Origin of the sequence: Anabaena sp. AL09, assembly GCF_001672255.1 — a bacterium.
In the GTDB taxonomy this organism is placed as follows: domain Bacteria; phylum Cyanobacteriota; class Cyanobacteriia; order Cyanobacteriales; family Nostocaceae; genus Dolichospermum; species Dolichospermum lemmermannii.
Genome location: NZ_LJOQ01000001.1, coordinates 7,933 through 18,220 on the forward strand (window position 1 = coordinate 7,933; position 10,288 = coordinate 18,220).

8 protein-coding genes and 2 pseudogenes are annotated in these 10,288 nt (G+C 38.6%); 5 read left to right on the top strand and 5 right to left on the bottom strand.

The window, feature by feature from the left end; translation table 11 throughout:
* Positions 1 to 594 precede the first annotated feature (594 nt).
* From AN490_RS00040 to AN490_RS00050, 3 genes are all read left to right on the top strand, one after another.
* A complete protein-coding gene (locus AN490_RS00040) occupies positions 595 to 891 on the top strand; it encodes a hypothetical protein (RefSeq protein WP_299998713.1) in 297 nt (98 codons plus the stop codon).
* The gene (locus tag AN490_RS00045; protein ID WP_299998715.1) at positions 882 to 1,304 is read left to right on the top strand and encodes a type II toxin-antitoxin system VapC family toxin; all 423 of its coding nucleotides are present in this window, start codon (positions 882 to 884) and stop codon (positions 1,302 to 1,304) included. The genes AN490_RS00040 and AN490_RS00045 overlap by 10 nt, the downstream gene beginning before the upstream one ends.
* Positions 1,305 to 1,609: 305 nt before the next feature.
* Complete coding sequence (locus AN490_RS00050; RefSeq protein WP_299998728.1) at positions 1,610 to 4,219, top strand: chloride channel protein; 2,610 nt, start codon at positions 1,610 to 1,612, stop codon at positions 4,217 to 4,219.
* Between the two features lie 77 nt (positions 4,220 to 4,296).
* Here the strand turns inward: AN490_RS00050 and typA are convergent, their stop codons facing one another.
* From typA to AN490_RS00065, 3 genes are all read right to left on the bottom strand, one after another.
* The gene (typA, locus tag AN490_RS00055) at positions 4,297 to 6,087 is read right to left on the bottom strand and encodes a translational GTPase TypA (protein ID WP_299998717.1); all 1,791 of its coding nucleotides are present in this window, start codon (positions 6,085 to 6,087) and stop codon (positions 4,297 to 4,299) included.
* Between the two features lie 192 nt (positions 6,088 to 6,279).
* The gene (locus AN490_RS00060; RefSeq protein WP_299998719.1) at positions 6,280 to 6,489 is read right to left on the bottom strand and encodes a ribbon-helix-helix domain-containing protein; all 210 of its coding nucleotides are present in this window, start codon (positions 6,487 to 6,489) and stop codon (positions 6,280 to 6,282) included.
* 88 nt (positions 6,490 to 6,577) lie between these two features.
* Entirely contained in the window at positions 6,578 to 6,841 is a 264-nt protein-coding gene (locus tag AN490_RS00065) for a hypothetical protein (RefSeq protein WP_299998721.1), read from the bottom strand.
* A gap of 118 nt (positions 6,842 to 6,959) precedes the next feature.
* Between AN490_RS00065 and AN490_RS00070 the strand changes: the two genes are divergently transcribed.
* A complete protein-coding gene (locus tag AN490_RS00070; RefSeq protein WP_299998722.1) occupies positions 6,960 to 8,174 on the top strand; it encodes a thioredoxin domain-containing protein in 1,215 nt (404 codons plus the stop codon).
* A gap of 26 nt (positions 8,175 to 8,200) precedes the next feature.
* Positions 8,201 to 8,404: pseudogene (locus AN490_RS00075) on the top strand (HD domain-containing protein); the annotation flags it as partial.
* Between the two features lie 194 nt (positions 8,405 to 8,598).
* Here AN490_RS00075 and AN490_RS00080 read toward each other — a convergent pair.
* Both AN490_RS00080 and AN490_RS00085 read right to left on the bottom strand, forming a co-directional pair.
* Positions 8,599 to 9,615: a ribose-phosphate pyrophosphokinase gene (locus tag AN490_RS00080; RefSeq protein WP_299998724.1), complete on the bottom strand. Its 1,017-nt coding sequence runs from the start codon at positions 9,613 to 9,615 to the stop codon at positions 8,599 to 8,601.
* 140 nt (positions 9,616 to 9,755) lie between these two features.
* Positions 9,756 to 10,288, bottom strand: a pseudogene (locus AN490_RS00085) (addiction module component); the annotation flags it as partial.

The window sequence follows — 10,288 nt, forward strand, 5'->3', positions numbered from 1 at the left end:
AGGATGGTAATTTATAGCTGGTTTGTTTGGTGATGAAAATTGCATTTGTCTGAATCAGGATATCCAGGATTAAAGGATTTTCAGGATGGTAGTTTATAGATGGTTTGTTTGGTGATGAAAGTTGTATTTGTCTGATAGCGAAGCGTGGCGTAGCCATATCAGGATATCCAGGATTAAAGGATGTTCAGGATGGTAGTTTATAGATGGTTTAAATTATTCAAAAACAATCATTCAAAAACATCCTGAAAAATCCCCAAGTTCCAAAAAACAATCATCCAACAACATCCTGTCAATCCTCAAATCCTGGAAATCCTGATTCAGACAAATAAAATCACCAACTCCCCACCAAAAATCATCCAACAACATCCTGTAAATCCTCAAATCCTGGACATCCTGATTCAGACAAAAAAATCACCAACTCCCCACCAAAAATCATCCAAAAACATCCTGTAAATCCTCAAATCCTGGACATCCTGATTCAGACAAAAAAATCACCAACTCCCACCAAAAATCATCCAACAACATCCTGTAAATCCTCAAATCCTGGACATCGTTCAGATATAATATAATAAATTGCCAGCAGGAGTATTACTTATGACAGTAAAAAAACTTATTCAAGCAGAAATTGACAGAATACCAGAACAAGAGCTAGATAACCTTTATCAATGGATAAAAGAATTTACAGATAAAATAAATAGTGTAAAAAATGGGATTTTCTCATCCCAAAATATACCACCAGAAACCTTGGAAACAGCAGAAAAACATCTTTCTAATTCTTATCCTTACCATGATTTAGATTATCTTGCTGGAACATGGACAAAAGAAGATGAAACTGAATTTTTACTTAATACTCAACAATTTAATCAAATAGATCAACAATTATGGCAATAAAATCAATCTTACTAGATACCAATGCTTATACTGCTTTTAAACGTAATCAAAATGAAGCAGTTTCAATAATTGGAAATGTAGATATTATTGCCATCAATTCTATCATCGTTGGAGAATTACTAGGAGGTTTTGCATTAGGAAATAAATTAGAACTAAATCGTTATGAATTAGAAAAATTTATGGAATCTCCTAGAGTCAAAATATTTACCATAGATGAAAAAACGTCAGAATATTATGCTCTCATTTATTCTCAATTACGAAAGAAAGGAAAACCTATACCTACTAATGATATTTGGATTGCAGCTACAGCAATTCAACATAATTTAATTTTATTTACTTATGATAGTGATTTTAAAAGTATAGAAAATTTAAAATTAGGTAATTGTTTAGCAGATTTTATTTATGAATCATAATTGATCATTATACTTGAAACCCACATCCTGTAAATCCTAAAATCCTGAGTATCCTGATTCTGACAAAAATACTTTTGGAAAAGCAAACCCCTATATATATGGGCGCACAGATTTCCACTATATTTAAACTATAACTGAAACTTGGAAACTTGTCAAGAGTATTTTCAATAATTTTACCGTCTTCTCTCATCCAAGCTTCTCAGTAAAAATATTTAATATGCTAAATAAGATACCCATCTAAAAAACTCAATAAAGAGTTAGTTTTAAATTAAAATTTAAAGATTAAAAATTTAAACTTAAAAATGATGATTTCCTTGGCATTGCTAACCCAGTATTTTCGGAACTTTTGGCAACCTAGAAAGGGTTTAGCGATCGCAGAAGCATCTATAATTGGGATAGTAGCGGCATTATCTGCGGTATTACTCAAACAAGGTTCAGGCTGGTTGGGGACATGGCGAGTGCATACAACTCACATTTTCCCAGCCTGGATATCTCTACCATTTATTGGCGTAAGTTTGGGGTTTCTTTCCGGTTGGTTAGTGCAGAGATTAGCACCAGAGGCGGCTGGTAGTGGCATTCCCCAAGTTAAAGCTGCTTTGGCAAATGTGCCAATTAAACTATCATGGAGAGTAGCTTTTGTCAAGTTAATCTCTGCAATTATCGCCTTGGGTTCGGGGTTAACCTTGGGGAGACAGGGGCCTACAGTCCAGGTTGGTGCGGGGTTAGCAGCGGGAATGAGTCGCTTAGTTCCTACCTCTCCAGATCATCGCCGACAGATGATTGCAGCGGGAGCTGGGGCTGGTTTAGCGGCGGCTTTTAATGCACCTCTAGCCGGGGTATTATTTATTATTGAAGAGTTATTACAAGATCTATCAGGTTTAACTTTAGGAACGGCAATTATCGCTGCTTTTATTGGTGGTGTAATTTCCCGGTGGTTGGGTGGTAGAAGTTTACAATTAGACTTAAAACTAATTGACTATTCTAGCAGTTTTTCCCTATTAGAAATTCCGGCTTTATTAATTTTAGGAATTTTAGCGGGTTTATTAGCAGCTTTATTTAATCAGGGATTAATTTTTAGTATTCAAACTTATCGTCAATTACATATTAGTTTACCTTTGCGGGTGGCTTTAGCTGGTTTGGCTTCTGGTTTGATTATGTCCTTACTACCAGAAACCTTTCGGGATAATACAGGTTTGCGGGAGTTTATGATTGCTAGTGAACCGAATATACCTTTAGCGGGAATTGTCTTTATTGCCCAATTTATTTTAACATTAATTGCCTTTGGTTCGGGCGCACCAGGAGGATTATTTGCACCAAGTTTAATTTTAGGTTCTTGTTTAGGACATATTATTGGCGTATGTGAATTGCAAGTATTTGGATTTGGTTCACCGACTACCTACGCATTAGCCGGAATGGGGGGATTTTTTAGCGCGGTTTCCAAAGTTCCGATAACGGCGATTGTCATTGTTTTTGAAATGACGACAGATTTCAATTTAGTATTACCTTTAATGGTGGTATGTGTGACATCTTATCTAGTGGCTGAGAAGGTTGTTCCCGGTTCACTCTATGACAAACTTTTAAAATTAAATGGCATCATTATTAAAAAAGATAGTCCAACGGAAGGGATATTAACTCAATTAACTGCTAAGGATGTCATGCAGCGCATAGTGGAAACTTTAGAATCAAAAATGACAGGAGATGAAGTTATTAAAGCCTTTTCTCGTTCCCATCATCGCGGTTTTCCTGTAGTCGAAAATAATAAATTAGTGGGCTTAGTTTCCCAAACAGATTTACAGAAAATCCGTGATCATCTCTTCCCCCATGAAACTCTTTTAAAAGAGATTATGACACCCAAACCGGTGACGGTGACACCAGCAGATAGATTAAGTCATGTTCTCTATTTATTAGATAGATATCAAATTAGCCGTTTACCCGTAGTAGATGGAAAAAAATTAATTGGGATTATTACCCGTGCCGATATTATTCGTATTGAAGCAGATCATTTAAATGGCGAAAATGGGGTGACAGGTCCCCAAGCAGAACCTTCTTATTTAGTTTATCAAACTCGTTCCCCTAGTATTGGGAGAGGGAGATTATTAGTTACCATTGCTAACCCAGAAACCGCCCCGGCTTTATTAGAAATGGCTGCTGCTATCGCCCGCGATCGCCATTATGAAATAGAATGTTTACAAATCATCTTAGTATCCCGTCATGTTTCTCCAGCGGAAACCCCAGTTAACACCGCTAAAAGTCGCCGCTTACTCCGACAAGCCGAAGGTTTAGCCAAAAAACTGCACATTCCCATTCATACCCAAATTCGTGTCGCCCATGATATCGCCCAAGCTATTTTAGAAACTACCAAGGAACGATATATAGACTTAATTTTCATGGGTTGGAAGGGAAATACATCTACCCCTGGCAGGATTTTTGGCAGCGTAGTAGATACTATAATTCGTCAAGCAAACTGTGATGTTGTCTTGGTCAAATTAGGCAATAATTTCCATTCCTACCAGCAATTTAAACGCTGGTTAATACCAATGGCTGGAGGACCAAATGCACCTATTGCCATTAAATTATTACCTGCTTTAGTAACTTTGGAAAACGACATAGAAATCCGCTTAACTCAGGTAGTTAAACCTGGGGAAGTTGCACCAGATATGACGGTTTTAGAGGAATCTACTCGCCAATTCATGCGTCACCGCGATTTACAAAGTAATGTTGTCGCTGCATCTTTGCAAGCTGAATCTGTTACCGCTGGAGTCATTGAATTAGTCAAAACTGAAGATTTCGACGTTGTAGTTTTGGGTGCTTCTCGTGAGGGATTATTACAACAAGCAATTCAAGGTAATATTCCCGAAGCAATCGCATCTGGTGTTGATAGTACCGTAATTTTAGTCAGAAGTGCAATTTCTTAACTATGATTTGTGTGATTTACCTGATTTATATGAGTTTATAAATTTAATCAGGGTGGGAAAACCCACCCCTACAGATATTAACGTTTCACCAATTTCTTGGACATCTTCCTAAGACGAATAGATTCAGGTGTAACTTCCACCAATTCATCTTGAGCAATGTATTCCAAAGCTCTTTCTAAGTTCATGTCTATGGGTGTTTGTAACTGAGTCAGTTCTTCACCACCAGATGAACGGTGGTTGGTTAACTGCTTGGTTTTACAAACGTTCAATTCCAAATCTTGGGGACGATTATGTTCACCAATAATCATACCTTTGTAAACTTTAGTCCCTTCACTGATAAAGAATGCGCCTCTATCTTCACAGTTTTTCATGGCGTAGGATGTAGAAACACCTTCTTCAAAGGAGATGAGTACGCCTTTGTTACGGGCTTCAATATCACCGCAAAGGGGACGATAATCAAGGAAACTGTGGTTCATGATGCCTTCACCGCGAGTCATTCGCATAAATTCACCTCGGAAACCGATTAAACCACGGGCTGCTACGATAAACTCTAGTTGGGTGCGATCGCCACCACCTGGTTGCATATCTTGCATTTCCGCTTTCCGTTGTCCTAAACGTTCAATACAGCTACCAACTGCATCAGCAGGAACGTCTAATGCTAGAAGTTCAAAAGGTTCGCAAGGTTGACCGTTAACTGTGCGATAAATTACTTGAGGCTGGGATACTTGAAACTCAAAACCTTCACGACGCATGGTTTCGATTAAGATCCCTAAGTGTAATTCACCACGACCAGAAACTAGGAATTTATCGGGAGAATCAGTGTCTTCAACGCGCAAAGCTACGTTTGTTTCTAATTCGCGGTATAGGCGATCGCGGATTTGCCGAGATGTTACCAATTTACCTTCTTGACCAGCAAAAGGCGAATCATTAACCCAGAAGGTCATTTGTAAAGTTGGTTCATCCACCTTAATTAATGGTAGAGCTAGAGGTTCATTAGGATCTGTAATAGTTTCACCAATATAAGCATCAGCAAAACCAGCTACAGCCACAATATAACCTGCTGTAGCCTCTTGCATCTCTATCCGTTTTAACCCTTCAAATCCCATCAACTTGGTAATTTTACCCTTGACAATGCTGCCATCTTCTACTACCAAAGCAGCTTGTTGTCCAGCGCGGATAGTTCCATTATGGATTTTACCAATCACAATCCGGCCTAAATATTCAGAATAATCTAGGGTGGTAACTTGCAATTGCAGAGGTTTGTTAGGATCTCCCACAGGTGCGGGAACGTGACGCAGAATAGCATTAAATAGGGGCTGCATATCTACCGATTCCGCTTCTAGGCTTTCTTTGGCGAAACCAGCCATACCGGAAGCAAACAGATATTTAAAGTCGCACTGATCTTCATCTGCACCTAATTCTAAGAACAGATCCAAGACCTTATCAACAGCAATGTGAGGATCAGCTTGTCCACGGTCAATTTTGTTAATAACGACGATAGGACGCAAACCCTTTTCCAAAGCCTTTTTCAACACAAAGCGGGTTTGGGGCATTGGCCCTTCGTTGGCATCAACAATCAGAATACAACCGTCCACCATGCCGAGTACCCGTTCTACTTCTCCACCGAAGTCAGCGTGTCCAGGGGTATCAACAATATTAATCAGGGTATCTTTGTAACGAACCGCTGTATTTTTAGAAAGAATTGTAATGCCTCGTTCCCTCTCCAAATCGTTGGAGTCCATGACACAATCCGGAACGTCTTCGCCTTCGCGGAAAATGCCGGACTGTTTGAGGAGAGCGTCAACAAGGGTGGTTTTACCGTGGTCAACGTGGGCGATAATGGCGACGTTACGAATTGGGAGCGTCATAGATGATTTGGGTAAACTTTAGGGTTTTTAGATTAAGAAGCTTTAAGTTGGGCTGCTCTAACAGAATTGGAGATGATTTACCAAATCTGTAACGAACCTTTAATAATTCTACCCTAATTGTCACAAATATTGTTATTTTGATAATAAATATCAAGAGCATTTTTAAGATATAGGGTATTTGCTTCAATAAACCTAACTCGCGTATACCCCTAAACGGCAATATAATTCAGAATTTTTCTTGATTACATAATTTGCGGCTTGCTCGAAATCACCTTTTGGATAATTGAGCCAGTCTTCTATAGTGGCACGTAATAATTCTTCAGGAGAGATCCCGTTTGCTTGTGCCATTACTTGCAGTTGTTGTAATTGTTCCTCTGGAATATTGATGGTGATTGCAGCCATAGTAGTTTTTGATAAAAGTTAGTAGTATACTATTTTAGACTCATGAGGGGCTGAAATTAGCGCTGCTATCTAAAAAATAAACAGACATTTAGCGACGTTCCTCAATAATAGTTTGAGAAACAGGTTTTCCTTGTGCCTGAATAAGTTTTCTTTCATGTTGTTTACTGTCAGCAGGTTGTTTAATTTGTTTCACCAAACCAGAACTTAACAGTGCTTGATGAAATTGTGTGATTTGATTAACTTGTGCTTTATCAGTCAGACATATTTGGATAGCTTGATTAAGTTGCTGTAGTTCATCTTGTTCTAAACTATCAAGCTGATTGAGAATTTCTTTGAGAATTGTTTGTGGCATAGGTTTTTAGTTTGTAGTCAAGTGTTTTCTACTATTTTAGACAAAAAATAACCTGAAATTAGCACTTACAACTAAAATTGTGCTAAAATGAACTTATAAATCTATAAATTTACAGGTTATGGCTTGGGTATCAGGACAGCAATTGCAAAATGGTAAATACACCATAGACAAAGAACTAGATAGAGGTGGTTTTGGAATCACATTTCTTGCTAAAGATAAAAAGGGTAATCCAGTTGTCATAAAAACTCTTCTAAAAAAACCAGATAGAGACAATCATAATTTTGATAAATCTCTCCAAGATTTCATCAATGAAGCGATAAAACTAGCTAAATGTAGCCATCATCCTCACATAGTCAAAGTTTATGAATGTATTAAAGAGGGTGATATTTGGGGAATAGTAATGGAATATATAGAAGGGGAAAAGTTAGAGCATTTGGGTGTTTTACCAGAATCTCAAGCTTTAAAATATATTCAACAAATTGGTGAAGCGTTAACCGTAGTTCACCAAAATGATTTATTGCATCGAGATGTAAAACCAGGAAATATTTTGGTAAGAAATAATAAAGCTGAAGCAGTTTTAATTGATTTTGGTATTTCCCGTGACTTTTCACCTAATTTAACACAAACACATACAGCATATCATACATCTTTTTATGCACCTCTTGAGCAACATGACCGGCGAGGCAAACGAGGTGCATTTATGGATGTTTACGGACTGTCAGCAACTCTCTATAAATTATTGACAGGAAAAGAGCCTGAAGATTCACGAGATAGGGATGATGGGATACGATTACCAGAACCAAAGGAAATTAATTCAAATATTAGCGATAGAGTCAATAAAGCAATTCTCAAAGGACTAGAATTACAATCAGAAAATCGTCCTCAGTCAGTGCAGGAGTGGTTGGGATTATTAGGATTAAATCCTAATAATTATTCATTTGAAAACTCTACTACAGTGATCATAGATAACTCAAAACCAGAAGATGAGTCAAATTTACAAGAAATTATTAATGTTACAAATAGAACTTTTAATTTAGAAGTGCTTAACAGCAACATTCCAGTATTAGCATTTTTTTGGGCATCTTGGGCTGCACCATGTCGGATGATGGAGCCTATTCTTGATGAAATAGCAAATGAGTATCAAGGTATGGTGAAAGTAGTTAAAATTAACACTGACGAAAATCTTAGCCTTGCTACACAGTTCAACATCCATAGTGTTCCCCAGATGATGATTTTTCTGAGCGGTCAAAAAGTTGATATGGTAGTTGGTGCTATTCCCAAGCAAGTATTGGCTGGTATCTTGGACAAGTACATCTTGGAAAAGTATATTTAGAAGCCAAAATACCTATTTAACTAAAAATGCTATCAGAAAGATTTACCCAAGCGCTTACCTACGCCCATGAACTCCACGCTACGCAAAAACGCAAAGCTGGAGATATTCCCTATATTAGCCACTTACTAGGAGTGGCCAGCATAGCCTTAGAATATGGTGCTAATGAAGATGAAGCGATCGCTGCCCTCTTACATGATGCCATAGAAGACCAAGGCGGAGCAGCCACCAGAGCAGTAGTTTCCGAATTAGAAATTTTAGCTGCATACAAAAAATGAAGAACGAAAACTTTCATCCTTCATTATTTACAGCACATTGCAGGTTACAGGAGGTACAAAGTTATCATGCTTTTACTCCTTCTTTCTTCCTCCTGACTCCTGACTCCTGACTCCTTTTTTCTTCCTTTGGGATGATAGTTATTTGTTGATTAACGGAATAAACTACTGAGTGAGCTATCTTCGTGAATCCGCCAAATTGCTTCTCCCAGTAGATTAGCAACTGAAAGCGTCACTAATTGGGGAAAGCGATCGCTGTCAGGAATGGGAATGGTATTAGTGACTATCACTTCCTCAAATACCCCACTTGATAACCTTTCAATAGCCGGTGGTGAAAACACAGCATGAGTAGCACAGGCATATACCTGACTAGCTCCTTCTTGACGCAGTAACCTCGCCCCTTCAGCAATCGTACCGCCAGTATCAATCATGTCATCTACTAAGATGGCGGTTTTGCCTCTGACATCACCGATGATATTTAAAACTTCGGCCACATTATGAGCCTGACGGCGTTTGTCAATAATTGCTAATGGTGCATCATTTAACTTCTTCGCAAATGCTCTGGCGCGTGCTACCCCACCCACGTCAGGGGAAACAACGACAATATCCTGTAGTTCTTTGCTCATGAGATAATCCAGGATAACTGGTGAACCATATACATGATCAAAAGGAATATCGAAATAGCCCTGAATTTGGGCTGCGTGCAAATCCATTGCTAGAACTCGGTTAGCACCTGCTTGGGTAATCAAGTTAGCAACTAATTTAGCAGTGATAGATTCTCTCCCTGCTGTTTTTCTATCAGCACGAGCATAACCATAGTAAGGAATTACTGCTGTAATCTGTCGTGCAGAAGCCCGACGACAGGCATCAATCATAATTAGTAATTCCATCAAATGATCATTGACGGGTTGACAACTGGGCTGGATTAAATAGACATCACAACCCCGAATTGATTCTTGGATTTGAACATAAAGTTCTCCGTCCGCAAATCTTTTGCGAATCATTGGTCCCAAGTCCATACCTAGATAACGAGCGACTTCTTGCGACAGCGCTATATTGGCAGAACCGGAAAAAAGCCGCAGACGATTATTGTCAGGTAGTCCCGTTGCTATTGACTGGACTGGTAAAGTGGCAGAACTTAGCACAGCAGATCCTCGAAGTGCATTCATAGAAATATCATCAGAGATTGAGCAAATTTAGCCGAAATTGAGTAAACAAATAATATTGATCTTCAAGTTAGCCCTGGGGGTATTAGAAAACCGACGATTAAATAGCAGCGAAAGTGCAAACAATTATTCTATAATACTTATTACCAATTAACGAGATACACAAATAACGTAGTTAAACCTTGGTCAAACAGCGTTAATTGCTTATAATTCGCTCTCTGATTGACCTTACTCCTAAGTTTGCTTTTAGGTTCTAGAGTCTGGGGCTTATCCTTGCCCGTTTTCGCTTCAGCTTCCATTACTATGGAGTCCCGAAACTTCTGCGTCCGTTCTAGCAAGATTACTTTTACATCGGAATGCTTCATGTATCGAGTGATTTCAACATCACTCATTCTTGCTAGAATGTTGTCAGCAGCGTTAGTATCTGAGTGCATTACGACCCCATCATGTCCGGTAAACTTGTCACCATTTCTACTACCCGTTAAGGTAGCAAATCTGGAGTCAAGTTGTGACGTATATGCACAATTCACACTAACAACCGTGCAACCTACACGGGTTGAAACTTGTTTGAGAGCATCCGCAATTATCCCCTTGCACCATGAAGAAACATTTCTCTTCATGCGCTTTCTCATGGGCTTTTTGCTTTTTATTGCTTCCGTCAAATCTTCAAAAGCTA